Source organism: Cryobacterium sp. TS_SC_7 (assembly GCF_056156285.1).
Window position 1 is genome coordinate 1,706,385 of sequence record NZ_CM149589.1, and the last position, 25,977, is coordinate 1,732,361.

The window sequence follows — 25,977 nt, forward strand, 5'->3', positions numbered from 1 at the left end:
TCACCCTGCGCTGCTCCCCGTCCGCTCCGCCTCGGCTACTCGACCGTGACCGACTTCGCCAGGTTGCGCGGCTGGTCGACGTCGAGTCCCTTCGCCGTGGCGAGTTCCATGGCGAAGATCTGCAGCGGCACGACGGCCAGCAGCGGCTCGAACAGCGGCGATGCCAGCGGGATGCGGATGACGGTATCGGCGAACGGCAGCACCGCGACATCCCCCTCTTCGGCGATCGCGATGATGCGCGCGCCGCGGGCGCGGATCTCCTGGATGTTGGAGACCACCTTGGGGTGCAGGTGAGCGGAGCCGCGCGGGCTCGGCACGACGACGAAGACCGGTTGGCCGGGCTCGATCAGCGCGATCGGGCCGTGCTTGAGCTCGCCGGCGGCGAAACCCTCGGCGTGGATGTAGGCCAGCTCCTTGAGCTTGAGCGCACCCTCCAGGGCGATCGGGAAGCCGACGTGGCGGCCGAGGAAGAGGACGGCGCGGGTGTCGCTCATCCAGTTGGCGAGTTCGTGAACGGTCGATTCCTGAAGCAGGGTGGTCGCGATCTTCGCCGGGATGCCCTGCAGCTCGACGACCTGTTCCGCCTGCTCGGCCTCGGACAGGCTTCCGCGCACGCGCGCCAGGTGCAGCGCGAACAGGTAGAGCGCCGTGATCTGGGCGACGAACGCCTTCGTCGAGGCGACGGCCACCTCGGGTCCGGCGTGCGTGTAGATCACAGCGTCGGACTCGCGGGGGATGGTGGCACCCTGGGTGTTGCAGATCGAGATTGCCTTGGCGCCGGCGTCCCGCGCGTACTTCACGGCCATGAGGGTGTCCATCGTCTCGCCGGACTGGCTGATCGAGATGACCAGGGTGTCTGCGGTGAGCACCGGGTCGCGGTAGCGGAACTCGTGGCTGAGCTCGACGTCGACCGGGATGCGGGTCCACTTCTCGATGGCATACTTGCCGACCTGGCCGGCATACGACGCGGTGCCGCACGCGACGATGACGATGCGGCGGATGTCCCGCAGCGCGTCATCACCGAAGGCCGTCAATTCCGGCACGACCACGGCTGCACCCGCGATGCGGCCGCGGAGCGTGTTCGCGACGGCGTCCGGCTGTTCGGAGACTTCCTTGGCCATGAAGCTGGACCAGCCGCCCTTTTCCGACGCGGAGGCGTCCCAGGCGATGTCGAACTCTTCCGTTTCGACCGGGTTGCCGAAGAAATCCGTGACGGTGACGAGGTCAGGCGTGATTGTGACGATCTGGTCCTGGCCGATGGCCACGGCCCGGCGGGTGTACTCGACGAAAGCGGCGACGTCGGAGCCGAGGAAGTTCTCCCCGTCCCCCAGGCCGATCACGAGCGGGGAATTGCGGCGGGCGCCGACGACGACGCCGGGCTGGTCCTGGTGCACGGCCAGCAGGGTGAATGCACCGTCGAGGCGGGAGACGACCGCGCGGAACGCTTCGCCCAGGTCACCCGTGCGCTGGTATTCACGTCCGAGGAGGATGGCCGCGACCTCGGTGTCGGTCTCGCTCTCGAAGCTGAACCCCTCGGCGAGGAGTTCGTCCTTCAGCGTGGAGAAGTTCTCGATGATGCCGTTGTGGATGACCGCGAGCTTTCCGTTGTCACCCAGATGCGGGTGCGCGTTCAGGTTGTTCGGCGCACCGTGGGTCGCCCACCGGGTATGCCCGATGCCGGTGTTCCCGTTATTGATCGGGTGGGCCTCGAGTTCCGCGGCCAGAACGGCCAGCTTGCCGGCACGCTTGGCGGTGTTGAGGGTACCCTCGCCGTCGATGACGGCGATGCCCGCCGAGTCGTACCCCCGGTATTCCAGCCGACGAAGTCCTCCCATCAAGACCTGAACACTCTTGTTGTCTCCGACGTATCCCACGATTCCACACATGGATTCGATTTTAGTCCGAGTAAGCTCGGTGGAATGTCCGATCCGGTTGCGAGTCCTTGGAACAACGGCCACAGCACTCCCTTCGTCGAACTGGACCGGGCAGACTGGGCCGCCCTCGCGCCGACCACCCGGCTCCCGCTGCGAGAGACCGAGATCGTGCAACTGCGGGGGCTGGGTGAGCCGCTCGACCTGAATGAGGTCACGGATGTCTACCTGCCGCTCAGTCGCCTGCTGAACCTGTACGCCGCCGGCGCCCGGCAACTGCACCGGGCCACGAGCGATTTCCTCGGCGAGCGGGCCCAGCGCACGCCGTTCGTCATCGGCGTCGCCGGATCGGTCGCGGTCGGCAAGTCCACCATCGCCCGGCTGCTGCGCGAGCTGCTCGCCCGCTGGGAAGACACTCCACGGGTCGAACTGGTCACCACCGACGGCTTTTTGCTGCCCAACGCCGAACTCAACCGACGGGGCCTGATGGAACGCAAGGGCTTCCCCGAGTCATATGACCGCCGGGCCCTCCTGCGCTTCGTGGCCGCGGTCAAGAGCGGTGCCGCGGAGGTGCGGTCACCGTTCTACTCCCACCTGAGTTACGACATCGTGCCGGACGCCCAGATCGTCGTGCGCCAGCCGGACATCCTGATCGTGGAGGGCCTCAATGTGCTGCAGCCTCCCGGGCCGGGTCACGGCCTGGCCGTCAGCGACCTGTTCGACTTCACCGTCTACGTGGACGCCCGCACCCAGGACATCGCGCGCTGGTACGAGGAGCGCTTCCTGAACCTGCAGCGCGGCGCGTTCAGCAACCCGAAGTCGTACTTCCACCGGTATGCGAGTATGACCGAGCCCGAGGCGCGAAGCCGGGCGCGGGAGATCTGGACTGAGATCAACGAACCCAACCTGCTGCGCAATATCCGGCCGACACGCTCCCGCGCCACTCTCGTGCTGCGCAAGGACGCCAACCACGCCGTGTCCAAGGTGCTGCTCCGCAAGGTCTGACCTGCGCAGTGCCCGTTCCGGTCGAGAGTGACCGCTCCGCCGGTCACTCTCGACCGGAACGGGCGCGCTCGCGGTGGCTAGAGGGTGAGCTGCCGCCGCACGATGTCGGCCAGCTCGTTGGCGAGCCGGTCTGCTGTGCCCTGATCGGCCGCTTCGACCATGACCCGAACCATGGGCTCGGTGCCCGACGGTCGCAGGAGTACCCGCCCGGTGTCGCCCAGTTCGGCTTCGGCGGCGCGCACGGCCTCCGCGATGACCTCGTCGGCGTTCAGCCCGTGGTGATTGACACCACGAACGTTGACCAAGATCTGCGGGAAGACCGTCATCACCGAGGCCAGCTCGGCCAGGGTCTTGCCGGTGCGGGCCATTTCGGCGACCAGGTGCAACCCGGTCAGGATGCCGTCACCCGTCGTGGCGAATTTGGTCATGATGACATGGCCGGACTGTTCGCCGCCGAGCGAGAGCCCGTCGATGTTGAGTTCTTCGAGAACGTAGCGGTCGCCGACCTTGGTCTCGATCATGCGGATGTCGTTGGCGGCCATGGCCTTGCGCAGACCGAGGTTGCTCATCACTGTAGCCACGAGGGTGCGGTCTTTCAGCACGCCGCGTTCGGCCATCGACACCGCGAGGATCGCCATGATCTGGTCGCCGTCGACGATGTTGCCGTCGCGGTCGACGGCCAGGCAGCGGTCCGCGTCGCCGTCGTGGGCGATTCCGACGTCGGCGCCGGCTTCGATCACGGCGCGGGCGAGGTTGTCGAGGTGGGTCGAACCCACGCCGTCGTTGATGTTGTTGCCGTCGGGGTCGGCGCCGATGACCGTGAGCGTGGCTCCGGCATCCGTGAAGACCTGCGGGGACACGCCGGCGGCGGCGCCGTGCGCGCAGTCGAGTACGACATGAATGCCGTCCAGGCGGTTCGGCAGGGTGCCGAGGAGGTGCACGACGTAGCGGTCCTCGGCATCGGCGAAGCGGCTGATCCGGCCGACGTTGCCGCCGACAGGCGTGAGCATGTCGAGCTCGAGGTGCTCTTCGATGCGGTCTTCGACGTCGTCGGGAAGTTTGGTGCCCCCGAAGGCGAAGAACTTGATGCCGTTGTCGGGAGCAGGGTTGTGCGAGGCGGAAATCATCACGCCGAAGTCAGCGCCGATATCGGCGATCAGGAATGCGGCCGCAGGGGTCGGGATGACGCCTGCGTCGAGCACGTCCACGCCGGAGCTCGCCAATCCGGCCGCAACCGCGGCCGAAATGAATTCACCGGAGATCCGAGGATCCCGGGCGAGCACCGCAACGGGCCGACGGCCCTCTGCGCGACGCAACTCCGCGCGGCGGCCCTGAGTCAGGACCGCCGCACTGGCCTGGGCGAGGCCCAGGGCCAGTCCAGCCGTAAGGTCACGGTTGGCCAGACCCCGGACGCCGTCCGTGCCAAATAGTCGAGGCATGTGTCTACAGTGCCGATCGACTTAACGCTTGGAGAACTGAGGAGCCTTACGGGCCTTCTTGAGTCCGGCCTTCTTACGCTCCTTGACACGAGCGTCACGGTTGAGGAAACCGTTCTTCTTGAGGATGGCGCGGTTGTTCTCTTCGTCGATCTGGTTCAGCGAACGCGCGATGCCCAGACGCAGGGCGCCGGCCTGGCCGGAGGGGCCACCACCGGTGATGCGTGCGATGACGTCGTAGCTACCGATGAGGTCGAGCACCTTGAACGGGTCGTTGATGAGCTGCTGGTGCAGCTTGTTCGGGAAGTAGTCCCCGAATTCGCGGCCGTTGACCGTGATGGTGCCGGAGCCGGGGACGATGCGCACGCGGGCGATGGCCTGCTTGCGACGGCCGACGGCTGCGCCGGGAACGTTGAGGATGGCGCGGGGCGCCTTGGTTACAGTCTCGGTCGGAGTCTCGGTCGAGTAGCTCTCCGGAGCCTGGTCAATCTGATCTGCGATTTTCGCCACGATGGTGTGAATCCTTTTTTCTTAGAATCGAAAAGTCTGGTGGCCGGCGCTACTGAGCGACCTGGGCGAGGGTGTACGGCTTGGGCTGCTGCGCGGCGTGCGGGTGCTCCGGGCCGGCGTAGACCTTGAGCTTGGCGAGCTGGGCCCGACCGAGGGTGTTCTTCGGCAGCATGCCGCGGATGGCCTTCTCAACCGCACGGGTCGGGTGCTTCTCCAGCATCTCCGAGTAGTTGGTGGCCGTGAGGCCGCCCGGGTAACCGGAGTGGCGGTAGGCCATCTTCAGGTCGAGCTTCTTGCCGGTGAGGGCGATCTTCTCGGCGTTGACGATGATGACGAAGTCACCCATGTCCATGTGCGGAGAGAACGTTGCCTTGTGCTTCCCGCGAAGGAGGATGGCGGCGTGGCTGGCAAGACGACCAAGAACGATGTCGGTGGCGTCGATGACGACCCAGTCGTGCTGGACTTCGCTTGCTTTGGGGGTATAAGTGCGCGTCACTATTGTGCTGCTTTCTTGTTTTCGAACGGAGGTGTTCGTGAATCCCGCTCCGGGTGTGTTCCCAGAGAGGGAACACGATCGATGGAGGGCTCACGTTCGTGTGCCTGGCTGCAACGCACAGACACCAAGGAATAACACTAACGCGACCGACTCCCGAGCGCAATTCGGGGCGGCGCTACTCGGTGTCGTCGATCAGCTCACGGCGTGCGCGGGTCTCGCGCGCCCGCAGGGCCAGCAGCTCATCGGCCGGATAGCCGACCTCGAGCAGGGTGAGACCCTGGGCCGGCATGACCTTGAACTCGCTGGTCCGGGCCCGCTCGATCCGGAGGTCGACCAGGCGGTCCCCGGCCAGACGGCCCTCCCCCACGGCGACGCACGCCCCGACGAGCGCGCGCACCATGCTGTGGCAGAAGGCGTCAGCCTGAACGGATGCGACGAGCACGCCATCCGGGTCACGGCGCCAGCGGAACTCTTGGAGGGTGCGGATCGTGGTGGCCCCGGGGCGGGGTTTGCAGTAGGTGGCGAAGTCGTGCAGGCCGATCAGCGTCGCGGCCGCCGCATCCATCGCGTCCACGTCGAGGGCGAACCCGTGCCAGGTGGTGCGGAAGCGCTGCAGCGGGTCGTGCCCGACCACGGAGTCGGCGATCCGGTATTCATAGCGGCGGTAGAGCGCGGAGAACCGGGCGTCGAAACCGGGCGGGGCCAGAATCGACGACTTGATCACGATTTCCGGCTGGGTGACGAGGATGCCGCCGAGACGCCGTTGCACCATGACCGCGAGCGGCGTCGGCGGCCGGCCCTTTCCGCGGGTGATGCGCACGAGACCGTCGGCCTGGTCGGGGTTCAGATCGAAGTGGGCGACCTGCCCGGTCGCGTGCACGCCGGCATCCGTTCTCCCGGCCACGGTCAGAATCGGTGTGGGCGGATGGCTGTGCAGGATGCCGGCGAGCCCGGCCTCGATCTGGCCCTGAACAGTGCGGAGGCCCGGCTGGGTGGCCCAGCCGCTCATGCCGGTTCCGTCGTAAGCGATGTCGAGCCTGATCCGGGTGGTGCCCGCTGCTTGGGTCTCGTCGGGCGCCGGGGGAAGAATCACGGAGGTAAGTGTATGTTCCGGGCCGGGTTATCGTAGAACCCGGACTTCGGTCCCCACCTGTCATGAATACCTGTAGCCCCCGCCCTCTGACGCTTGCCGGCACTCCGTGAGCGTCCCCACCAAACGCCTGGCCGGTCTCGACGGCCTGCGTGGCATCGCCGTGGGCTTGGTCGTGGTGTTCCACTTCTTCCCCGCGGCCCTGCCCGGCGGGTTCATCGGTGTGGACGTCTTCTTCGTGATCAGCGGATTCCTGATCACCGGCCTGCTCCTGACCGAACGGGACAGGACCGGCCGCATCTCTCTCGGCCGGTTCTGGCAGCGCCGGGCGCTGCGCCTGGTGCCGCCGCTGATCCCGCTCATTCTGATCGCCGCAACGGCCGCGTGGCTGATCGGGGGTGATGTGCTGGTGGGGCTCGGCTGGCAGCTGATCGGGGCGGCGACGTTCGGCTACAACTGGGTGTCGATCGCCGGGTCGGCGAGCTATTTCAGCGCCACCGCGCCGGAACTGTTCCGCAACCTGTGGTCGCTGGCGGTGGAGGAACAGTTCTACCTGATCTGGCCCTTCGCCCTGCTGGCCCTGCTGCTCGTGCGGAACGACCGGCTGCGGCTCGGCCTGGTCTCTGCACTGGCCCTGGCGTCGGCCCTGTGGATGGGGCTGCTGTACCAGCCCGGAGACCCCACCCGGGTCTATTACGGCTCGGACACGCACAGCTTCGGGCTCTTCACCGGGGCCGCGCTCGCACTGCTGCTGCACCGCTCCGGGGGCGGCGCCCGGCCGGTTTCCCGACTCGCGGCCCTGCTCGGCCGCTGGCGCCCCGGGCTCGGCGTGGCCGCTCTGGCCGGGGTGCTGGTCGCCGCGTTCCTGCTGCCCGATACGGGAGCCGCCACCTACCGCGGCGGGCTGCTGGCCGTGAGCCTGCTGACTGCCGTCGTCATCTGGGCGGCCGTGCAGGGGCGGCGCTTCGGTGCCGCGCTGGACACCGGCACACTGCGCTATCTCGGCGAACGTTCCTACGGCATCTACCTGTGGCACTGGCCGGTGCTTGTGCTGCTGCAGTCCCTGTGGCCGGCGGCCCTCACCTCACCGACCGTGCTGACGAGCATTGTCATCGGCCTGCCGGCGCTGTCCCTGACGCTGCTGGCGGCTGGCGCGTCGTACCGCTGGCTCGAAGTTCCGGTGCGATCGAACGGGGTGCGCGGGAGCGTCCGTCGCCTGCGCACGCGCGCCGCCCGCTCTCCGTACCGGCGCGGCTGGGTGGCCCTGGCCGTCGTCACGGGCCTCCTCCTGACCGGGGGTACGACTGCGGCGATCGTGACAGCCCCGCAACAGACGAGCGCGCAGAGCGAGATCGAACGCGGGCAGAAGGCGCTGGATGCCGCGGAGCGCCAGGCTCTGCAGGCCGAACGCCTTGCATCCCGGTCGGCCGCCGCCGCGCCCGCGTCCGCCGGAGCGGGTGAGCGGATCACGGCCGTGGGCGACTCGGTCATGCTGGCTTCCGCGCCCGAGCTGCAGGCAGGGTTCCCGGGCATCGCGATCGACGCGGCGGTGTCGCGGGGAATGGCCGCCGCCCCCGACATCCTCAAGGCGCAGGCCGAGTCCGGCGCACTCCGGCCGGTGGTCGTCGTCGGACTCGGCACGAACGGGCCGATCCGGGCGAGCCAGCTCGACGACATCCGCGCCGTGATCGGCCCCGACCGGGAGCTGGTCCTGGTCACGGCCTTCGCCGAGCGCGACTGGACGGCAGGCGTCAACGACGCCCTGGTCGCCTTCGCCGGCCGCTATCGCGCGGTCGAACTCGCAGACTGGCACGGCGCGATCGCCCCGCACACCGACCTCCTGGCAGGGGACAACGTCCATCCGGGACCGACCGGCGGCCGGATCTATACCGAGAGTGTGCGGGCGGCCCTGGACCGGCTTGCTCACACGCCGCCGGCGTTCGGCGGACTGGATGCGTACCGTGCGCCCGACCCGATGCGGCCGCTGGAACACCGGCCGCCCCGAATGCCCTGACCGGTTGACGCGCTGACGCACCGCGAGCGAACGTGCGGCTCCCTAGAGCTCCACCGTGAAGGCGAGCCTGCGGGTGGTCGGGGTGAACCCCATCCCGAGGTACAGGCTCAGCGCACCCGTCGGGCTCTCGGAGTCCACGATCAGAGTCGCCCGGGCCAATCCCTCGGTTCGCGCCGAGGTGAGGTGCCGGGCCAGCAGGGCCCGCGCCACGTGTTTGCCGCGCCATTCGTCGATGACACCGACGAGATCGACGTGGCTGCCGGTGTAGCCCTGGTTCGCCCAGTCGTCGACGTTGACGGTGGCCATGGTGAAGCCCACGACCTGCTCGGCGCTGCCGGGGCCGGCCACAACGGCCACATAGGAGAGGTCGGGTCGGAATATGCGCGAGTTCACGAACGAATCCCACGCTTCGTCGCTCATAGGCTGGCTCGCCCAGTGGTCCCGGAACGACGAGTCGCGGGCCGCATGCGCCGCACGGGACACGACCGGGCTGAATCGCACCACACGGATGTCCCCCGGCAGGTCGACCTCGGGGATCGGTTCATCGAGGCGTCGTTCGAGGGATTGGAAGTAGCGGGCGCACTCCATGCCCATCCGCCGGAACAGGCGGGCGCTTCGGTACGCGGTCTCGTCGGTGTAGGCCAGTATCCAGCGGGGCACCGTCGGGGCTACCGCAGCCAGTTGCTGTTCGGCCCGGGCCAGCTGCCAGGCGAGCAGCTCCCGGCCGAGGCCCCGCCCACGGTAGCCGGGGCGCACGCCGCCGACCAGGATCGACCGGGCCAGGGTCTCGCGGTGCGGCGGGGAGATGACCATGCCCATCGCCGCCAGCGTCCCGTCGGCGGCGAAGCCGATCAGTGAATCCTCCGCCGGATGGAAGTACGACAGCCCGAAGTCCCGCGCGATGCCCTCCCGCGTGGTCAGGTGGTGCGGATGGTCCGCTTTTCCGACAGCGCGGGTGAACTGCCACAACTCGTCGACGTCGTCGGGGGTGGCCGGTCGCCAGTGCTCGATCTCCGGGTGGGAGGGCAGACGGCTGCCGGCCGCCGTGTCCGGGCGACGGGTCGGGGTGCGCGTCGAGCGTTCCATGGCGCATACGGTAGCCGGGGCCCGATACGCCCGATAGGCGGTTGCGGAAGCGCGAAAGAGGGGCCCGACCGAAGTCGGGCCCCTCAGTGTTTCGCGCGGCCGTCAGGCCGCGCTCAGCACGCGTGAATGCTTACTTGGCTTCCTCGTCAACGACGTCAGCTTCAACAGCTGCGTCCTCGGCGACGACCTCGGCCGGAGCCTCGGCAACGGGCGCTGCCGCGGCAGGCTTGGACGCAGCCTTGACGGAGGAGCGCTTGACCTTCGGGGTGACGGGCTCGAGAACGAGTTCCATCTGAACCATCGAAGCGTTGTCGCCCTTGCGGAAACCGAGCTTCGTGATGCGGGTGTAGCCGCCTTCGCGAAGAGCAACCTGCGGTGCGATCTCGGTGAAGAGCTCGTGCACGACGGTCTTGTCACCAATGGTGGCGAGAACGCGGCGACGAGCGTGCAGGTCACCCTTCTTTGCGAAGGTGATCAGTCGCTCGGCGACCGGACGCAGGCGCTTGGCGCGCGTCTCGGTCGTCTTGATGGACTTGTGGGTGAACAGGGATGCGGCCAGGTTGGCGAGCATGAGGCGCTCGTGGGCCGGTCCGCCTCCGAGGCGGGCTCCCTTAGTGGGCGTAGGCATTGGTTATCTCCAGTATCAAAGTCGAAAGTCAGTCTGAAAGACCGCTTTAGATGGTGGTTTCTTCGTCGTAGCCGCTGTAGAAGTGGGCGCCGTCGAATCCGGGCACCGAGTCCTTCAGGGACAGGCCGAGCTCAACGAGCTTGTCCTTGACCTCATCCACCGACTTCTGGCCGAAGTTGCGGATGTTCATCAGCTGGGTCTCCGAGAGGGCGACCAGTTCGCTGACGTTGTTGATGCCTTCACGCTTGAGGCAGTTGTACGAACGAACCGACAGATCGAGGTCTTCGATCGGAATCGACAGTTCGGTCGACAGCACGGCATCGACCGGCGCGGGGCCGATTTCGATGCCCTCAGCGGCGGTGTTCAGCTCACGGGCCAGACCGAACAGCTCGGTCAGCGTACGACCGGCGGATGCGATGGCGTCGCGAGGCGAAATCGCCGACTTGGTCTCCACGTCAACGACGAGGCGGTCGAAGTCGGTACGCTCACCGGCACGAGTTGCCTCGACACGGTAGGTCACCTTGAGCACGGGCGAGTAGATCGAGTCGACCGGAATCTGGCCGGCCTCGGAGTACTCGTTGCGGTTCTGGGTGGCCGACACGTAGCCGCGGCCACGCTCGATGGTCAGTTCGAGTTCGAACTTGGCCTTGTCGTTCAGGGTCGCGATGACGAGCTCGGGGTTGTGAACCTCGACACCGGCCGGAGCCGAGATGTCGGCGGCCGTGACCTGGCCCGCACCCTGCTTGCGCAGGTACGCGGTGATGGGCTCGTCGTGCTCGCTGGAGATGACGAGACCCTTGATGTTCAGGATGATCTCGGTGACGTCTTCCTTGACACCGGGAACGGTGCTGAACTCGTGCAGCACTCCGTCGATCCGGATGCTGGTGACAGCGGCTCCGGGGATCGAGGACAGCAGGGTGCGGCGCATCGAGTTGCCGAGGGTGTAACCGAAACCAGGCTCAAGAGGTTCGATGACGAACCTGGATCGGAACTCCGAGATGTTCTCTTCGGTGAGCGTGGGGCGCTGTGCAATAAGCACTGTTGATTCCTTTCGGCTAAGTGTCCGCTATATGACACTTGCGTGGCGAGGTTTTGAGTTGTGTGTCTCTCGACAAGCCCGACAATCGAGCACATCGTCGAACGAGGAAGGGGTGGTGCCCCACGACCCGCCACAGCCGGACCCGTCTTGCGACGGGCCCGGCCGATGGCGAGATGCCGGTTGGTTAGACGCGACGACGCTTGGGCGGACGGCATCCGTTGTGCGCCTGAGGCGTGACGTCGTTGATCGAACCGACCTCGAGGCCAGCGGCCTGGAGCGAGCGGATCGCAGTCTCGCGGCCCGATCCGGGTCCCTTGACGAAGACGTCAACCTTCTTCATGCCGTGTTCCTGCGCCTGGCGGGCAGCCGACTCGGCAGCCAGCTGTGCGGCGAACGGGGTCGACTTACGCGAGCCCTTGAAGCCAACTCCACCTGAGGACGCCCAGCTGATGACCGCACCGGTGGTGTCAGTGATCGAGACGATGGTGTTGTTGAAGGTGCTCTTGATGTGGGCCTGGCCCACAGCGATGTTCTTCTTTTCTTTCTTGCGCGGCTTCCGAACGGCCGACTTTGGTGCTGCCATGAATTTCTCCTGAATCCTAAAGGCTTAGGCGGGCCGGGCCGAGGCCTAGCGCGCCTTCTTCTTGCCGGCTACGGTGCGCTTCGGGCCCTTGCGGGTGCGAGCGTTGGTCTTGGTGCGCTGGCCGCGAACGGGCAGGCCCTTGCGGTGGCGGATGCCCTCGTAGCTGCCGATCTCGACCTTGCGGCGGATGTCAGCGGCAACCTCGCGGCGGAGGTCACCCTCAACCTTGAAGGTTCCTTCGATGTAGTCACGGAGGGCGACGAGCTGCTCGTCACTCAGGTCCTTGACTCGGATGTTTCCATCGATTTCAGTGTCGGCGAGGGTCTTGAGTGCCCTCGTGCGGCCAACACCAAAGATGTAAGTCAGTGCAACTTCCACGCGCTTATCGCGGGGAATATCAACGCCGGCTAGACGTGCCATTGTGGCTTCTCCTGTATATGAGTGGAGGTCTGTAACAGTGCCTGTACATCGGCCTCCAACCGATGGTGTCCCCCCGAAGGGTTCCCGGCACTGCTATTTTCTGTATTCAGTTGCATCTCGACGGACTCGACGTTGATCGGGCCTGTCGCCGTGATCGAGCTCGTGGTGATCGAGCCTGTCGCGGTGAACGAGCCTGTCGCGGTGGTCGAGCCTGTCGAGATCAGCCCTGACGCTGCTTGTGACGAGGGTTCTCGCAGATGACCATCACGTTGCCGTTACGGCGGATGACCTTGCACTTGTCGCAGATCTTCTTGACGCTGGGCTTGACCTTCATGGTGTGTCCTTGTATTCGCTGTCTTCGTACCCCAGGAACGCCTCGGGCCGTTACTTACAGCACTCTCTACTTGTAGCGGTAAACGATCCGGCCGCGAGTCAGGTCGTACGGGCTCAGCTCAACGATCACGCGGTCCTCAGGGAGGATACGGATGTAGTGCTGACGCATCTTGCCTGAAATGTGGGCAAGAACTTTGTGGCCGTTGGTCAACTCAACGCGAAACATCGCGTTGGGAAGAGCTTCGACTACTGCGCCCTCGATTTCGATGACACCGTCTTTTTTGGCCATAACTCACTATCGCTAGGGTATTGATTGCTGGTCGTGCGTGGATTGTGGTGAAATGACACGCCGCATAGGCGGGCATCAGACACCAAGGGTTTACTCTATGGTACAGAGTTGCCTTTTGGCAATTCTTCCCTATAATCCGATCGAGAATTCTGAGCTTTCGCCCGACAGGATTCTGAGGATCTCTGCGGGCGTGTCGGCGTCGATCAGCTTCTGCACCTGGTTCACGTCGGAAAAGACGGCCGCGATCTGTTGCAGGATTTCAAGGTGCTCGCTGTCGAGGCCCGCGATCCCGATCACGAAGCGAACCTGCTGTCCGTCCCACTCGATCGGGTCGGCGTAGCGCACGAACGACAGGGCGGATCGCACGATGGACCCCCTGGCCTCGTTGGTGCCGTGGGGGATGGCCAGGAAGTTCCCCATGTAGGTCGACACGCTCGCCTCACGCTCGAACATCGACTCGACGTAGTCGGGGAGCACAGCGCCCGCGCTGACGAGCAGGTCACCGACTTCCCGGATGGCGCCGGGCTTCGTCGTTGCCGTGCCCGCAGCGACCGCGTCGAGCAGCGGCAGGATCCGCCGAGTCATCAGGCTACTTCTTCGTTTCGGCCCAGTCGCGCGTCTTGTAGGCGTAGATGGCCGCGTCCAGCGCTTCATCCCCGTTCTGCGAGGCGAAGACGGTGGCCTCCATCAGGGCCACTCCCACGCCGACGTGAACGGCCTGCAGGCGGATCTTTTCGAAGCGGGGTGCCAGGTGGGGACCCACCAGCAGCACGTCGACCGGCCCGAGGGAGGCGGGCAGGTCCGATTCGCTGCCCGCGGCAACATGCACGTCCAGACCGCGGGCCTCCGCGGTGTGCCGAACCCGGTGCGCAACGAAGGCACTGGAAGCTCCAGCACCGCAGATGACGAGAATCCTCATTGAATCGCTCTTTTCCGATTGCCGAGACGGACGATTTTGTCCTTCCCTCAATCTTCCCGCTTCCGCGCACGGGAAAAGACCACAACCGCTCCCCCAGGCCTGGCTGTTGCCGATCGAACGCGGGCTACTGGATAGGAACGGGGGTGATGCCGAACGGCGCCAACGCCGCAGCGCCGCCGTCGGCAGCGGTCAGCACCCAGATTCCATCCTTGTGCACGGCGACGCTGTGCTCCCAGTGCGCGGCCGCCAGACCGTCGCTGGTGGCGACGGTCCAATCGTCTTCACGCACGTACGTGTCGATGGAACCCAGAACGACCATCGGCTCGATGGCGACCACGAGTCCGGGCTTCACATCCGGCCCCTTCTGACGCACGCGATAGTTGAACACGGGCGGGGCCTCGTGCATGGACCGGCCGATGCCGTGACCGACGTAGTCGGTGAGGATTCCGTAGCTGCCCTGGGATTCGACGTAGTCCTCGATGGCCTCACCGACCTCGTTGAGGTGGCGGGCCACCGCGAGGCGGGCGATTCCGTGCCACAACGACTGCTCGGTGACGTGCGACAGCTTCTGGCGCTCGGCGACGATCTCCGGGCGGTCCGGATCGGGGATCACGAACGAGAACGCAGCGTCGCCGTTCCAGCCCTCGATGATGGCGCCGCTGTCGATGGACACGATGTCGCCGGCTCCGAGCACTCGTGCACCGGGGATGCCGTGCACGACATCGTCGTTGACGGACGCGCACACCGTGTGGTGGTAGCCCTGCTCCAGCTTGAAGTTGGGCAGGCCGCCACGGGCCACGATGGCCGCTTCCGCCGCAGCATCGAGCTCCAGCGTGGTCGCGCCGACCCTGATGGCCGCCCGCGCCGCGTCCAATGATGCAGCCGTGGCCAGCCCGGGGGCGACCATCAACCGCATCTGCGCCGGCGACTTGTAGATGGAACGGCGAAGGCTCATTGTGAAATTCTCTGCAGACTGCTGAGGACGCGCCCGCCGAAGGGCCGCGCGTCCGGGTTAGGAGGCGCTGGCTGCGTCTCCGCTGGCCACGGGCACGGAAAGTCCGCGCTCGGCCAGGGCGTCGAGGATGCGACCGGTCACCTCGTCCACGGCGCCGAGGCCGTCGACCGTGACCACAAGACCGCGGGAGGAGTAAATGTCGATCAGAGGAGCGGTCTGCTCCTCGTAGACGGCAAGGCGGTGACGGATGACGTCGGCAGTGTCGTCCGCGCGACCCTGCTCCGCAGCGCGCTTGAGGAGTCGGGCCACGACCTCTTCGGTGTCGGCCACGATCAGCACGACTGCGTCCAGCGCACCGTTGTCAGCTTCGAGCAGACGGTCCAATTCGTGAACCTGGTCCTGCGTGCGCGGATAGCCGTCGAGAAGGAACCCGTCGACCGCGTCCTCCTGCTGCAACCGATCGGACACGATGGCGTTGGTGAGAGAGTCGGGCACGTACGCGCCGGCATCCATGAACGCCTTGACCTGGAGACCCAGCTCGGTGTCGTTCTTCACGTTGTAGCGGAAGATGTCCCCGGTGGAGACGGCCGGCACGGCGAACGCCTCGGACAGGCGTTCGGCTTGCGTGCCCTTGCCCGCGCCGGGCGGGCCGATCAGGAGAAGACGGGTCATCGGAGGAGCCCTTCGTAGTGGCGCTGCTGGAGTTGTGCGTCGATCTGCTTGACCGTCTCGAGTCCCACACCGACCACGATCAGGATGCTGGCCCCGCCGAACGGGAAGTTCTGGTCGGCGCCGATCGCGGAGAACGCGATCAGAGGCAGCAGGGCGATCAGGCCGAGGTACAGGGCACCGGGCAGCGTCACCCGGGTGAGAACGAAGTCCAGGTATTCGGCGGTCGGTCGACCGGCACGAATGCCCGGGATGAATCCGCCGTACTTCTTCATGTTGTCGGCGACCTCTTCGGGGTTGAAGGTGATCGCGACGTAGAAGTAGGTGAATCCGACGATGAGGAGGAAGTACAGCGCCATGTACAGCGGGTCGTTGCCCTGGGTGAGGTTGTTGGTGACCCAGGTGACCCACGCCGGCGGAGCCTGTCCGGCGGCAGGCTGGTTGAACTGCGCGATCAGGGCCGGCAGGTAGAGCAGCGACGACGCGAAGATGACGGGCACGACGCCGGCCATGTTGACCTTGATCGGGATGTACGTGTTGTTGCCGCCGTAGGTGCGGCGTCCGACCATCCGCTTGGCGTATTGCACCGGGATGCGTCGTTGGGACTGTTCGACGAAGACCACCGCGGCGACCACGACCAGGCCGATGGCGAGCACGATCAGCAGCACCTCGATGCCCTTCTGCTGGCCGATGGAGGCGAGCGAGCCGGGGAACAGGGCTGCGATCGACGTGAAGATCAGGAGGGACATGCCGTTGCCGATGCCGCGCTCAGTGATGAGCTCGCCCATCCACATGATCAGGCCGGTACCAGCGGTCATGGTGATGACCATGAGCATGATCGCGTACCAGGCGTCGTTGGTGAGCAGCTGAGAACACTCGGCGCTGGCCGACGTGCCGTAGAGCGCGCCGCTGCGGGCCACGGTGATCAGCGTTGTCGACTGAAGGATCGCAAGGGCGATGGTGAGGTACCGCGTGTACTGGGTGAGCGTGCCCTGTCCGGACGCGCCCTCCTTGTGCAGGGTCTCGAAGTGTGGGATGACCACGCGCAGCAACTGCACGATGATCGACGCGGTGATGTACGGCATGATGCCCAGCGCGAAGACCGACAGTTGCAGCAGAGCGCCACCGCTGAAGAGGTTCACGAGCTCATAGAGGCCGCTGGCGTCCTGATTCGCCGCCAGGCACGACTGCACGTTTCCGAAGTCGACGAAGGGGGCCGGAATGAACGACCCCAGTCTGAACAGGGCAACGATACCCAGGCTGAACCCGATTTTCCTGCGCAGGTCGGGCGTGCGGAATATCCGCGCAATGGCGCTGAACACAATGCCTCCAGTTAATAACGAGAAAAACGAGCTTGTCGAGACCAGCATCGAAAGATTTCGATTGGTGGCCTCGACAAGCTCGCTCAGCGTCTACGGACTTACTTGATTGAGCCACCCGCAGCGACGATCTTCTGCTCTGCTGAGCCGGAGACCTTATCCACTGCAATGTTCAGCTTAACGGCAATGTCACCGTTGCCGAGCACCTTGACCTTCTCGTTGTCGCGGACCGCGCCCTTGGCGACCAGGTCGGCGATGGTTACATCGCCGCCGTTCGGGTAGAGCTCGGCAAGCTTTTCCAGGTTCACAACCTGGTACTCGACGCGGAACGGGTTCTTGAACCCGCGCAGCTTCGGAGTACGCATGTGCAGCGGCATCTGGCCACCCTCGAACCCGATACGCACGTTGTAACGTGCCTTCGTGCCCTTGGTACCACGGCCGGCGGTCTTACCCTTGGATCCTTCACCACGACCGACGCGCATGCGCGACTTCTTGGCTCCGGGGGCAGGGCGAAGGTGGTGGACCTTCAGGACCTGCTCGCGCTTTTCGGCCGGAGCAGCCTTCACAGCGACCTTGGCGGTGGCAGCCTTCTTGGGGGCAGCCTTCTTTGCAGTGGCGGGCTTGGCGGCTGCGGTGGCAGCTTCCTTCTCGTCAGCCATTAGTCAATCTCCTCGACCTTTACGAGGTGAGCAACGGTGTTGACGTAGCCGCGGTTCTGCGAGTTGTCCTCGCGAATCGTGACTGCGCCAATGCGCTTGAGACCCAGGCTGCGAAGCGTGTCGCGCTGGTTCTGCTTCTCACTAATTTTGGACTTGATCTGTGTCACTTTGAGGCGAGCCATCAGGCACCTGCCTTTGCTGCTGCTGCAGCTGCTGCTGCGGCGGCGTCGGCACGCAGGAAGCGCGCCGGAGCGACGTCTTCGTACGCGAGGCCACGGCGAGCCGCAACCGCACGCGGCTCTTCGAGCTGGTGCAGGGCCTCGACGGTGGCGTGAACGATGTTGATGGTGTTCGACGAACCGAGCGACTTGCTCAGGACATCGTGGATGCCTGCGCACTCGAGGACGGCGCGCACCGGGCCACCGGCGATAACGCCGGTACCGGCAGCGGCGGGACGCAGCAGGACAACGCCGGCTGCGGCTTCACCCTGGACGGGGTGCGGGATCGTCAGGCCGACGCGGGGAACGCGGAAGAAGTTCTTCTTCGCTTCCTCGACGCCCTTGGAGATAGCGGTCGGGACCTCGCGGGCCTTGCCGTATCCAACGCCGACGAGGCCGTTTCCGTCACCGACGACGACGAGAGCGGTGAAGCTGAAGCGACGACCACCCTTCACCACCTTGGAAACGCGGTTGATGGTGACGACGCGCTCCAGGAACTGGCTCTTGTCGGCATCGCGGCTTCCGCGGTCCTTGTTCGGGTTGCGCTCACGGCCGCCACGACGAGCCTCGCGAGGCTCGTTCTGGGCGGGTGCCGTTGACGCAGCGGTTTCGACGGGTGCCTCTGCAGCCACCACGGTCTCCTTCGTTGCTGTGCTAGCGGTTTCAGTGCTCACAGGTTCAATCCACCCTCTCGAGCTCCATCGGCGATCGCAGCGACGCGTCCTGCGTACTTGCTTCCGCCACGGTCAAATACGACGGCTTCGATGCCGGCGGCCTTCGCACGCTCGGCGACGAGTTCGCCGACCTTGCGGGCCTTGGCGGTCTTGTCACCATCGAAGGTGCGCAGACCGTCTTCGAGCGTGGACGCCGACGCAAGGGTGAAGCCCTTGCTGTCGTCGACGACCTGCACGAAGACGTGGCGAGCCGAACGGGTCACGACGAGACGCGGACGAAGCGCGGTCCCCTCGATCTTCTTGCGAAGACGTGTGTGCCTGCGTCCGCGGGCAGCAGCCTTGCTCTTACCTCTAGTTCCGAGACCCATGGTTACTTACCACTCTTTCCGGCCTTGCGGCGAACAATCTCGCCGGCGTAACGCACACCCTTGCCCTTGTAGGGCTCAGGCTTGCGAATCTTACGGATGTTGGCGGCGACCTCGCCGACAGCCTGCTTGTCGATGCCACCGACCGTGAGGCGGTTGACGCTCTCGACGGTGAGGGTGATTCCGGCAGGTGCCTCGACGAGGACCGGGTGCGAGAAGCCGAGGGCGAACTCGATCGAGCTGCCCTTCTGGGCGACGCGGTAACCGGTACCGACGATCTCGAGGGACTTGGTGTAACCCACGGTCACCCCGATGATCTGGTTTGCGATCAGCGTTCGGGTCAGTCCGTGCAGCGAACGCGAGTTGCGCTCGTCGTTCGGGCGGGTGACGACAACGTGGCCGTCCTCGATCTTGACCTCGATGGGGTTCGCGACGGTGAGCGCGAGCTCACCCTTCGGGCCCTTGACGCTGACGCGCTGGCCTTCAGTGGCGACCGTGACATCCGCGGGGATCGGGATGGGGAGTCTTCCAATACGTGACATTGTCGGCTACCACACGTAGGCGAGAACTTCTCCGCCTACGCCCTTCTTCTCGGCCTGGCGGTCGGTGAGCAGACCGCTGGAGGTGGACAGGATGGCAACGCCGAGGCCACCGAGAACGGTGGGGATTTCGGTCGACTTCGCGTACACGCGCAGGCCGGGCTTGGAAACCCGCTTGATGCCGACGATGGAACGCTCGCGGTTCGGACCAAACTTGAGGTTGAGCGTGAGGGTCTTGCCGACCTCTGCATCCTTGACGTCCCAAGCCGAGATGTAACCCTGGGCCTTGAGGATGTCTGCGATGTTCGCTTTGAGCTTGCTGTGCGGCATGGACACGGTGTCGTGGAACGCCGAGTTAGCGTTGCGCAGTCTGGTCAGCATGTCTGCGACCGGATCTGTCATTGTCATTTGTGGTGCCTTTCTCGCCTGGTTTCGTTCATCCGTTACACGGGTGACGACCTTGGTCGTGGTGGGGCTGGACGGTTGTCCAGCCCCGGGTTTTTACTACAAGAGCCAAAGAGCTACTTTACTTGGTGTTTTCGGCCGTCTTGAACGGGAAGCCCAGCGCCTTGAGCAGCGCGCGTCCTTCGTCGTTGTTCTTGGCCGTCGTCACAACCGTGATATCCATACCGCGGATACGGTCGATCCGGTCCTGGTCGATCTCGTGGAACATGACCTGCTCGGTGAGACCGAAGGTGTAGTTACCGCTTCCATCGAACTGCTTGTCGCTCAAACCGCGGAAGTCGCGGATGCGCGGCAGCGCCAGGCTCAGAAGCCGGTCGAGGAACTCCCACATGCGGTCGCCACGAAGTGTGACGTGTGTGCCGATGGGCTGTCCTTCACGCAGTTTGAACTGCGCGATCGACTTGCGGGCCTTGGTGACCTGCGGCTTCTGACCGGTGATCTTGGTGAGGTCGGAGACGGCCCCGTCCATGATCTTTCCGTCGCGAGCTGCCTCGCCGACACCCATGTTCACGACGATCTTGACCAGGTTCGGAACCTGGTGAACGTTCGTGAAGCCGAGGTCCTTGGTGAGCTGGGCCATGATCTCATCGCGGTACTTCTGCTTGAGACGCGGCAGGGCTGCCTCGACGGGCGCTTCTGCTGCTGCAACTGAAGAGTCGGTCATCAGAGGTCCTTCCCTGACTTCTTGGCGTAACGAACGCGGACCGTCTTGGTGACGCCGTCCTTCGTTACTTCTTCGAGGCGGAAGCCGACGCGAGTCGGCTTCTTGGTCTCCGGGTCGACGAGGGCCACGTTGGACACGTGAATCGGCGCCTCCATGGTCTCGATGCCACCGGTCTTGGTGCCGCGCTGGGTCTGGCCCACGCGAACGTGCTTGGTGACGAAGTTGATGCCCTCTACGAGGACGCGGTTCTTCTCCACCAGGACGGCGATGACCTTACCCTGCTTGCCACGGTCTCCGCCGCGGGCCTGGGTGCGGCCGGTAATGACCTCTACGAGGTCACCCTTTTTGAGTCTGGCCATGATTTAGATAACCTCCGGTGCCAGCGAGATGATCTTCATGAACTTCTTGTCGCGAAGCTCGCGACCGACCGGTCCGAAGATACGGGTGCCGCGGGGGTCACCTTCGTTCTTCAAAATCACTGCGGCGTTCTCATCGAACTTGATGTACGAACCGTCTGGACGACGGGTCTGCTTTTTGACGCGAACGACGACGGCCTTGACGACGTCGCCCTTCTTGACGTTGCCGCCCGGGATCGCATCCTTGACCGTGGCGACGATCGTGTCGCCCAGTCCGGCGTAGCGACGGCCGGAGCCGCCGAGCACGCGAATGGTCAACAGCTCCTTGGCACCCGTGTTGTCGGCAACCTTGAGTCGTGATTCTTGCTGAAGCACTTTTTATACCCTTCTATCAAGTAAGCGCGAGGCTTACTTGGCCTTCTCGAGGATCTCGACCAGGCGGAAGCGCTTGGTGGCGCTCAGCGGACGGGTCTCACTGATCAGGACCAGGTCACCGATGCCGGCAATGTTCGCCTCGTCGTGGACCTTCAGCTTGGATGTACGGCGGATGACCTTGCCGTACAGGGGGTGCTTCACGCGGTCTTCGACCTCGACAACGATGGTCTTGTCCATCTTGTCGCTGGTCACGTAACCACGCAGCGTCTTGCGGTAGCCGCGAACGAGAGCTTCAGCCTCGACAGCGACGACCTTTTCGTCAGTCTTCGCCATGACTAGGCCTCCTTCGTCTCGACGGCGTCAGCCTCAACTGCAGGCTTGGCCTTCTTGGTCTTCTTCTCAGCCTTGGCCGGAGCCTCGACCGGCGCGGGAGTCGGGCGAATACCCAACTCGCGCTCACGGAGAACCGTGTAGATGCGAGCGATGTCGCGCTTGACCGCACGCAGGCGGCCGTGGCTCTCGAGCTGGCCGGTGGCCGACTGGAAGCGAAGGTTGAAAAGTTCTTCCTTCGCCTTCTTCAGCTCATCGAACAACCGCTCGTTTTCAAAAGTGTCGAGCTCGACTGAGGCGAGCTCCTTGGATCCGATCGCCATTATGCGTCGCCCTCCTCGCGCTTGATGATGCGTGCCTTCAAGGGCAGTTTGTGAATAGCGCGGGTCAGCGCTTCCTTGGCAACGATGTCGGTGACACCGCTGAGTTCGAAAAGCACGCGACCCGGCTTGACGTTGGCAACCCACCACTCGACGGAACCCTTACCGGAACCCATTCGGGTTTCGGCCGGCTTCTTGGTGAGCGGACGGTCGGGGTAGATGTTGATCCAGACTTTGCCGCCGCGCTTCATGTGACGTGTGATCGCGATACGAGCGGACTCGATCTGACGGTTGGTCACATAAGCGGGCGTGAGGGCCTGGATGCCGTATTCACCGAACGACAGCTCGGTACCACCGGTTGCGTGGCCGGTACGGCCCGGGTGGTGCTGCTTGCGGTGCTTGACTCTGCGTGGAATCAACATGGTTATGCCTCAACTCCTGCTGCAACCGGAGCCGCTGCCTCTGCGCGGGGCGCACGACGCGGTCGGTCGTCACGACGCTCGGGGCGGGACGACTTAGCGTTGGCCTGCTCGCGAGCGAGTTCCTTGTTGGTGATGTCGCCCTTGTAGATCCAGACCTTCACGCCGATACGGCCGAAGGTGGTCTTGGCTTCGTAGAAGCCGTAGTCGATGTTCGCGCGCAGGGTGTGCAGGGGCACACGGCCTTCGCGGTAGAACTCCGAACGGCTCATCTCGGCGCCACCAAGGCGACCGGACACCTGGATGCGAACACCCTTGGCGCCGGCGCGCTGGGCACCCTGCAGGCCCTTACGCATCGCGCGGCGGAATGCCACACGAGCGGAGAGCTGCTCGGCGATTCCCTGAGCGACGAGCTGAGCGTCGACCTCGGGGTTCTTCACCTCGAGGATGTTCAGCTGGATCTGCTTCGCGGTGAGCTTCTCGAGGTCGGAGCGGATGCGCTCGGCCTCCGCGCCGCGGCGACCGATCACAATGCCCGGACGGGCGGTGTGAATGTCGACGCGAACGCGGTCACGAGTGCGCTCGATCTCGATGCGGGACACGCCGGCGCGGTCGAGGCTGGTGCTCAACAGGCGGCGGATCTTGACGTCTTCAGCGACGAAGTCGCTGTAACGCTGGCCGGGCTTCGTGCTGTCAGAGAACCAACGCGACACGTGGTCGGTCGTGATTCCCAGACGGAAGCCATAGGGGTTTACTTTCTGACCCATTACTTCGTACCCTCCTCAGGAGTGGCGAGCACAACCGTGATGTGGCTCGTGCGCTTCTTGATCTGGAATGCGCGACCCTGTGCGCGGGCCTGGAAACGCTTGAGGGTCGTACCCTCATCAACGAATGCCTGGCTGACGAACAGGTCCTGCTCGTCCAGGAAGGTGTTGGCTGCATCAGCCTTGACCCGGGCGTTGGCCATTGCCGAGGCAACCAGCTTGTACACCGGGTCGCTCGCGCCCTGCGGCGCGAACTTCAGAATTCCCAGGGCCTCATAGGCCTGCTTGCCGCGGATCAGGTTGACAACGCGACGAGCCTTCTGGGGGGTAACGCGGATGTGACGCACGCGTGCGATCGACTCCACCATTTCTTATCCTCCTTCACGTCACCGCGTTAGCGGCGACGGCCCTTCTTGTCGTCCTTCACGTGACCACGGAAGGTGCGGGTGGGCGCAAACTCGCCGAGCTTGTGCCCGACCATGCTCTCGGTGACGAACACCGGGATGTGCTTGCGTCCGTCGTGCACGGCGATGGTGTGCCCGAGCATGCCGGGGATGATCATCGAACGGCGCGACCAGGTCTTGATTACGTTCTTGCTACTGGCTTCGTTCGCCTTGACAACCTTGCGAAGCAGGTGGTCGTCAACGAACGGGCCTTTCTTGAGACTGCGTGGCATCGTCTACTCCTACTTACGCTTCTTGCCGACGGTACGGCGACGAACGATGAGCTTGTCGCTTTCCTTGTTCGGGTGGCGGGTGCGCCCTTCCTTCTGGCCCCAGGGGCTGACGGGGTGACGTCCACCGGACGTCTTACCCTCACCACCACCGTGCGGGTGGTCGACCGGGTTCATGGCAACACCACGAACGGTCGGGCGAACGCCTTTCCAGCGCATACGGCCGGCCTTGCCCCAGTTGATGTTCGACTGCTCGGCGTTGCCGACCTCGCCGATCGTGGCGCGGCAGCGGGCGTCGACGTTACGGATTTCTCCGGACGGCAGGCGCAGCTGGGCGTAGATGCCATCCTTCGCGACGAGACGAACAGACGATCCGGCGGAGCGGGCCATCTTGGCGCCACCGCCCGGACGCAGCTCGACCGCGTGAATGATGGTACCGGTGGGGATGTTCTTCAGCGGCAGGTTGTTGCCGGGCTTGATGTCAGCACCGGCGCCCGACTCTACGATGTCGCCCTGGTTCAGCTTGTTCGGGGCGATGATGTAACGCTTGGAACCGTCCATGAAGTGCAGGAGCGCGATGCGGGCCGTACGGTTCGGGTCGTACTCGATGTGAGCGACCTTGGCGTTGACGCCGTCTTTGTCGTTACGACGGAAGTCGATCAGACGGTACTGACGCTTGTGTCCACCACCGATGTGACGGGTGGTGATGCGACCCTGGTTGTTGCGGCCACCGGTCTTGGACAGGGGGCGAAGCAGGGACTTCTCCGGCGTGGAGCGGGTGATCTCTGCGAAGTCTGCAACAGATGAACCGCGACGACCGGGAGTCGTGGGCTTGAACTTACGAATAGCCATTTCTTATTCCTCTAGTCCGCGCCGCTTAGCCGACGGCCGTGAAGATGTCAATGGAACCGGACTTGAGCGTGACGATGGCACGCTTGGTGTCCTTGCGCTTGCCCTGACCGAACTTCGTGCGACGCGTCTTGCCGATGCGGTTCATGGTGTTGATCGAAGCGACCTCTACCTTGAAGATCTTCTCGATCGCGAGCTTGATTTCGGTCTTGTTCGAGCGCGGGTCCACGATGAAGGTGTACTTGCCTTCATCGATCAGGCCATAGCTCTTCTCAGAGACGACCGGAGCGATGATGACGTCGCGGGGATCCTTGTTGATCGGGGTAGCCATTATGCGGACACCTCTTCCTTCTTGGTCTTGCTCGCCACGAACGCGTCGAACGCGCCCTTGGTGAAGACGATGTCGTCGCTGACGAGCACGTCATAGGCATTCAGCTGGTCCCACGGCAGAACGTGCACCGTCGGCAGGTTGCGGATGCTGCGCAGCGTCAGTTCGTCGGTGCGCTCCAGAACGACCAGCACGTGCTTGCTGCTGGCGATCTGGCTGAGCAGCTCGATGGCACCCTTGGTGCTGGGCGTCTCGGCGCTGAACAGTGCGGTCACGACGTGAAGGCGGTCACCACGGGCACGGTCGGAAAGCGATCCGCGCAGTGCTGCCGCGATCATCTTCTTGGGGGTGCGCTGTTCGTAGTTACGCGGGGTCGGTCCGTGGACGATGCCACCACCGGTCATCTGAGGGGCGCGGATCGAGCCCTGACGAGCGCGACCGGTTCCCTTCTGCTTGAACGGCTTGCGGCCGGAGCCGGAAACTTCGCCACGACGCTTGGTCTTGTGCGTACCCTGACGTGCGGCAGCGAGCTGCGCGACGACGACCTGGTGGATCAGCGGAACGTTGGTCTGAACGTCAAAGATTTCGGCGGGAAGCTCAACAGAGCCGGCCTTCTTACCCTTGGCGTCGATGAGATCGAGTGAGGTAGTCATAGGACTAGGCTCCCTTCACTGCATTGCGGACGAATACGAGGCGGCCCTTGGCACCGGGAACGGCACCCTTGACCAGCAGGAGGCCCTTCTCGGCGTCTACGGCGTGAACCTTGAGGTTCAGCACGGTGACGCGCTCGCCACCCATACGACCGGCCATGCGCATGCCCTTGAAGACACGGCTCGGGGTCGAGGAAGCACCGATGGAACCGGGCTTGCGGTGGTTACGGTGTGAACCGTGCGAGGAGGAAACACCCTTGAAGTTGTGACGCTTCATAACACCGGCGAAACCCTTACCCTTGCTGGTGCCCATGACGTCGACCTTGGTACCGGCTGCGAACACACCGTCAACGGTGAGTTCCTGGCCCAGGGTGTAGTCAGCGGCATCCGCAGTGCGGAGCTCGGTGAGGTGACGGCGAGGCGTGACGCCTGCCTTTTCGAAGTGTCCGGCGGAAGGCTTGTTGACCTTGCGCGGGTCGATGGCCCCAGCAGCGATCTGGACGCCGGCGTAGCCGTCGATGTCCTTGCTGCGGATCTGGGTGACAACGTTGGGCGAGATCTCGATGACGGTGACGGGAACGAGCTTGTTGTTCTCGTCCCAAACCTGCGTCATGCCGAGCTTCTTGCCGAGGAGACCCTTGGTGGTCTTGGTATCTGCGTAAGACAT

At 64.7% G+C, this 25,977-nt stretch carries 38 protein-coding genes; 2 read left to right on the forward strand and 36 right to left on the reverse strand.

Annotated features, from left to right (window positions below; all coding sequences use genetic code 11):
- Positions 1–35: 35 nt before the first annotated feature.
- Positions 36–1,886 (reverse strand): glutamine--fructose-6-phosphate transaminase (isomerizing), encoded by a 1,851-nt coding sequence (gene glmS, locus AC0J5J_RS07870; protein WP_134424433.1) that lies wholly within the window; start codon positions 1,884–1,886, stop codon positions 36–38.
- Between the two features lie 33 nt (positions 1,887–1,919).
- Here glmS and coaA point away from each other — a divergent pair, with 33 nt between their 5' ends.
- Positions 1,920–2,876, forward strand: coding sequence for a type I pantothenate kinase (gene coaA, locus AC0J5J_RS07875; protein WP_134424432.1), 957 nt, complete (start codon positions 1,920–1,922; stop codon positions 2,874–2,876).
- Between the two features lie 77 nt (positions 2,877–2,953).
- On the opposite strand, the gene glmM is transcribed toward coaA, so the two are convergent.
- From glmM to AC0J5J_RS07895, 4 genes are all read right to left on the reverse strand, one after another.
- Entirely contained in the window at positions 2,954–4,315 is a 1,362-nt protein-coding gene (gene glmM, locus AC0J5J_RS07880; RefSeq protein ID WP_474897403.1) for a phosphoglucosamine mutase, read from the reverse strand.
- Positions 4,316–4,336: 21 nt separating this feature from the next.
- The gene (gene rpsI / locus AC0J5J_RS07885; protein WP_134424430.1) at positions 4,337–4,822 is read right to left on the reverse strand and encodes a 30S ribosomal protein S9; all 486 of its coding nucleotides are present in this window, start codon (positions 4,820–4,822) and stop codon (positions 4,337–4,339) included.
- Between the two features lie 49 nt (positions 4,823–4,871).
- A complete protein-coding gene (rplM, locus tag AC0J5J_RS07890) occupies positions 4,872–5,318 on the reverse strand; it encodes a 50S ribosomal protein L13 (protein WP_134363342.1) in 447 nt (148 codons plus the stop codon).
- Positions 5,319–5,493: 175 nt separating this feature from the next.
- Positions 5,494–6,327 (reverse strand): tRNA pseudouridine synthase A, encoded by an 834-nt coding sequence (locus tag AC0J5J_RS07895; protein ID WP_134424443.1) that lies wholly within the window; start codon positions 6,325–6,327, stop codon positions 5,494–5,496.
- A gap of 190 nt (positions 6,328–6,517) precedes the next feature.
- On the opposite strand from AC0J5J_RS07895, the gene AC0J5J_RS07900 reads away from it, so the two are divergent.
- Entirely contained in the window at positions 6,518–8,422 is a 1,905-nt protein-coding gene (locus tag AC0J5J_RS07900) for an acyltransferase family protein (RefSeq protein WP_474897404.1), read from the forward strand.
- Between the two features lie 42 nt (positions 8,423–8,464).
- Here the strand turns inward: AC0J5J_RS07900 and AC0J5J_RS07905 are convergent, their stop codons facing one another.
- The 31 genes from AC0J5J_RS07905 to rplC all read right to left on the reverse strand — a co-directional run bounded on the left by AC0J5J_RS07905 (position 8,465) and on the right by rplC (position 25,977).
- Positions 8,465–9,508, reverse strand: a complete 1,044-nt coding sequence (locus tag AC0J5J_RS07905) for a GNAT family N-acetyltransferase (RefSeq protein WP_134424428.1) — start codon at positions 9,506–9,508, stop codon at positions 8,465–8,467.
- 130 nt (positions 9,509–9,638) lie between these two features.
- A complete protein-coding gene (gene rplQ, locus AC0J5J_RS07910) occupies positions 9,639–10,136 on the reverse strand; it encodes a 50S ribosomal protein L17 (protein WP_474897406.1) in 498 nt (165 codons plus the stop codon).
- A gap of 46 nt (positions 10,137–10,182) precedes the next feature.
- Positions 10,183–11,175 (reverse strand): DNA-directed RNA polymerase subunit alpha, encoded by a 993-nt coding sequence (locus AC0J5J_RS07915; RefSeq protein ID WP_134363339.1) that lies wholly within the window; start codon positions 11,173–11,175, stop codon positions 10,183–10,185.
- A 184-nt stretch (positions 11,176–11,359) separates the two neighbouring features.
- Complete coding sequence (gene rpsK / locus AC0J5J_RS07920; protein ID WP_055821293.1) at positions 11,360–11,758, reverse strand: 30S ribosomal protein S11; 399 nt, start codon at positions 11,756–11,758, stop codon at positions 11,360–11,362.
- Positions 11,759–11,803: 45 nt separating this feature from the next.
- Entirely contained in the window at positions 11,804–12,178 is a 375-nt protein-coding gene (rpsM, locus tag AC0J5J_RS07925) for a 30S ribosomal protein S13 (protein WP_104100946.1), read from the reverse strand.
- 220 nt (positions 12,179–12,398) lie between these two features.
- Positions 12,399–12,512, reverse strand: coding sequence for a 50S ribosomal protein L36 (gene rpmJ / locus AC0J5J_RS07930; protein ID WP_035834639.1), 114 nt, complete (start codon positions 12,510–12,512; stop codon positions 12,399–12,401).
- A gap of 66 nt (positions 12,513–12,578) precedes the next feature.
- Positions 12,579–12,800: a translation initiation factor IF-1 gene (gene infA, locus AC0J5J_RS07935; RefSeq protein WP_022883252.1), complete on the reverse strand. Its 222-nt coding sequence runs from the start codon at positions 12,798–12,800 to the stop codon at positions 12,579–12,581.
- Positions 12,801–12,929: 129 nt separating this feature from the next.
- Complete coding sequence (locus AC0J5J_RS07940) at positions 12,930–13,385, reverse strand: PTS mannitol transporter subunit IIA (RefSeq protein ID WP_474897407.1); 456 nt, start codon at positions 13,383–13,385, stop codon at positions 12,930–12,932.
- A 4-nt stretch (positions 13,386–13,389) separates the two neighbouring features.
- Positions 13,390–13,719 carry a PTS sugar transporter subunit IIB gene (locus AC0J5J_RS07945; RefSeq protein ID WP_134424425.1) on the reverse strand — a complete coding sequence of 110 codons (330 nt, stop codon included), beginning with the start codon at positions 13,717–13,719 and terminating at the stop codon, positions 13,390–13,392.
- A gap of 124 nt (positions 13,720–13,843) precedes the next feature.
- Complete coding sequence (gene map, locus AC0J5J_RS07950) at positions 13,844–14,674, reverse strand: type I methionyl aminopeptidase (protein ID WP_134424424.1); 831 nt, start codon at positions 14,672–14,674, stop codon at positions 13,844–13,846.
- Positions 14,675–14,731: 57 nt separating this feature from the next.
- On the reverse strand, positions 14,732–15,346 hold the full coding sequence (locus tag AC0J5J_RS07955) for an adenylate kinase (RefSeq protein ID WP_134424423.1): 615 nt from the start codon (positions 15,344–15,346) through the stop codon (positions 14,732–14,734).
- Positions 15,343–16,665, reverse strand: a complete 1,323-nt coding sequence (gene secY / locus AC0J5J_RS07960) for a preprotein translocase subunit SecY (protein WP_134424422.1) — start codon at positions 16,663–16,665, stop codon at positions 15,343–15,345. Before secY ends, AC0J5J_RS07955 begins: the two co-directional genes overlap by 4 nt.
- Before the next feature lie 98 nt (positions 16,666–16,763).
- Positions 16,764–17,321 (reverse strand): 50S ribosomal protein L15, encoded by a 558-nt coding sequence (gene rplO / locus AC0J5J_RS07965; protein WP_474897409.1) that lies wholly within the window; start codon positions 17,319–17,321, stop codon positions 16,764–16,766.
- A complete protein-coding gene (rpmD, locus tag AC0J5J_RS07970) occupies positions 17,321–17,503 on the reverse strand; it encodes a 50S ribosomal protein L30 (protein ID WP_174235710.1) in 183 nt (60 codons plus the stop codon). The genes rplO and rpmD overlap by 1 nt, the downstream gene beginning before the upstream one ends.
- Positions 17,503–18,174, reverse strand: a complete 672-nt coding sequence (gene rpsE, locus AC0J5J_RS07975) for a 30S ribosomal protein S5 (protein ID WP_104101028.1) — start codon at positions 18,172–18,174, stop codon at positions 17,503–17,505. The genes rpmD and rpsE overlap by 1 nt, the downstream gene beginning before the upstream one ends.
- A 35-nt stretch (positions 18,175–18,209) precedes the next feature.
- Entirely contained in the window at positions 18,210–18,581 is a 372-nt protein-coding gene (gene rplR / locus AC0J5J_RS07980; RefSeq protein ID WP_134363329.1) for a 50S ribosomal protein L18, read from the reverse strand.
- 2 nt (positions 18,582–18,583) lie between these two features.
- The gene (gene rplF, locus AC0J5J_RS07985) at positions 18,584–19,120 is read right to left on the reverse strand and encodes a 50S ribosomal protein L6 (RefSeq protein ID WP_134424421.1); all 537 of its coding nucleotides are present in this window, start codon (positions 19,118–19,120) and stop codon (positions 18,584–18,586) included.
- A 6-nt stretch (positions 19,121–19,126) separates the two neighbouring features.
- Positions 19,127–19,525 (reverse strand): 30S ribosomal protein S8, encoded by a 399-nt coding sequence (gene rpsH, locus AC0J5J_RS07990; protein WP_134363327.1) that lies wholly within the window; start codon positions 19,523–19,525, stop codon positions 19,127–19,129.
- A 118-nt stretch (positions 19,526–19,643) separates the two neighbouring features.
- Positions 19,644–20,246 (reverse strand): 50S ribosomal protein L5, encoded by a 603-nt coding sequence (rplE, locus tag AC0J5J_RS07995; protein WP_134363326.1) that lies wholly within the window; start codon positions 20,244–20,246, stop codon positions 19,644–19,646.
- On the reverse strand, positions 20,246–20,605 hold the full coding sequence (gene rplX / locus AC0J5J_RS08000) for a 50S ribosomal protein L24 (protein ID WP_134424420.1): 360 nt from the start codon (positions 20,603–20,605) through the stop codon (positions 20,246–20,248). The genes rplE and rplX overlap by 1 nt, the downstream gene beginning before the upstream one ends.
- 3 nt (positions 20,606–20,608) lie before the next feature.
- On the reverse strand, positions 20,609–20,977 hold the full coding sequence (gene rplN, locus AC0J5J_RS08005; RefSeq protein WP_134365618.1) for a 50S ribosomal protein L14: 369 nt from the start codon (positions 20,975–20,977) through the stop codon (positions 20,609–20,611).
- A 33-nt stretch (positions 20,978–21,010) separates the two neighbouring features.
- A complete protein-coding gene (rpsQ, locus tag AC0J5J_RS08010) occupies positions 21,011–21,310 on the reverse strand; it encodes a 30S ribosomal protein S17 (RefSeq protein ID WP_134424419.1) in 300 nt (99 codons plus the stop codon).
- A 2-nt stretch (positions 21,311–21,312) separates the two neighbouring features.
- Entirely contained in the window at positions 21,313–21,630 is a 318-nt protein-coding gene (gene rpmC / locus AC0J5J_RS08015) for a 50S ribosomal protein L29 (protein WP_134363323.1), read from the reverse strand.
- Positions 21,630–22,049 carry a 50S ribosomal protein L16 gene (gene rplP / locus AC0J5J_RS08020; protein WP_104100963.1) on the reverse strand — a complete coding sequence of 140 codons (420 nt, stop codon included), beginning with the start codon at positions 22,047–22,049 and terminating at the stop codon, positions 21,630–21,632. The genes rpmC and rplP overlap by 1 nt, the downstream gene beginning before the upstream one ends.
- 2 nt (positions 22,050–22,051) lie before the next feature.
- The gene (rpsC, locus tag AC0J5J_RS08025) at positions 22,052–22,813 is read right to left on the reverse strand and encodes a 30S ribosomal protein S3 (protein WP_134363322.1); all 762 of its coding nucleotides are present in this window, start codon (positions 22,811–22,813) and stop codon (positions 22,052–22,054) included.
- Positions 22,813–23,178 carry a 50S ribosomal protein L22 gene (rplV, locus tag AC0J5J_RS08030; protein ID WP_134424418.1) on the reverse strand — a complete coding sequence of 122 codons (366 nt, stop codon included), beginning with the start codon at positions 23,176–23,178 and terminating at the stop codon, positions 22,813–22,815. Before rplV ends, rpsC begins: the two co-directional genes overlap by 1 nt.
- Positions 23,179–23,204: 26 nt before the next feature.
- Positions 23,205–23,486 carry a 30S ribosomal protein S19 gene (gene rpsS / locus AC0J5J_RS08035; protein WP_104100966.1) on the reverse strand — a complete coding sequence of 94 codons (282 nt, stop codon included), beginning with the start codon at positions 23,484–23,486 and terminating at the stop codon, positions 23,205–23,207.
- A gap of 9 nt (positions 23,487–23,495) precedes the next feature.
- Positions 23,496–24,335, reverse strand: coding sequence for a 50S ribosomal protein L2 (rplB, locus tag AC0J5J_RS08040; RefSeq protein ID WP_104100967.1), 840 nt, complete (start codon positions 24,333–24,335; stop codon positions 23,496–23,498).
- 25 nt (positions 24,336–24,360) lie between these two features.
- The gene (rplW, locus tag AC0J5J_RS08045; RefSeq protein WP_104100968.1) at positions 24,361–24,663 is read right to left on the reverse strand and encodes a 50S ribosomal protein L23; all 303 of its coding nucleotides are present in this window, start codon (positions 24,661–24,663) and stop codon (positions 24,361–24,363) included.
- On the reverse strand, positions 24,663–25,313 hold the full coding sequence (gene rplD / locus AC0J5J_RS08050; protein ID WP_104100969.1) for a 50S ribosomal protein L4: 651 nt from the start codon (positions 25,311–25,313) through the stop codon (positions 24,663–24,665). The genes rplW and rplD overlap by 1 nt, the downstream gene beginning before the upstream one ends.
- 4 nt (positions 25,314–25,317) lie before the next feature.
- On the reverse strand, positions 25,318–25,977 hold the full coding sequence (rplC, locus tag AC0J5J_RS08055; protein WP_134363320.1) for a 50S ribosomal protein L3: 660 nt from the start codon (positions 25,975–25,977) through the stop codon (positions 25,318–25,320).